Consider the following 247-nt stretch of genomic DNA (forward strand, 5'->3'; position numbering starts at 1 on the left):
GCGGCAGCTCCACGTTCTCGGCCGCATCGCCCAGCGCCGCATCACCGATGCCGCCACCTCACCCGACGTGCGCGATCGGCTCGCGCTGCTCGGACGCACCCACGCCCCCGGAGACACGGACCTCGCCTGGACGCGTCTGACGCACTGGCGGGAGCAGCTGGCCGCTGTGCTCGATCAGCCGCCGTACGAGCCCATCACGGGTGTCGAGGTGCGCGGTGGGTCGGCTTCTCCGTCGACCGCGCTGCTC

1 protein-coding gene is annotated in these 247 nt (G+C 72.9%); it reads left to right on the forward strand.

Annotation, left to right across the window (positions count from 1 at the left end; all coding sequences use genetic code 11):
- Positions 1-247, forward strand: a 247-nt coding sequence (locus SB773_RS33855) for an OpcA/G6PD domain-containing protein (RefSeq protein WP_410594857.1), incomplete at both ends; no start/stop codon positions are given.

It is taken from the genome of Bacillus sp. SIMBA_074, from assembly GCF_046534555.1.
Lineage (GTDB): Bacteria > Bacillota > Bacilli > Bacillales > Bacillaceae_G > Bacillus_A > Bacillus_A mycoides.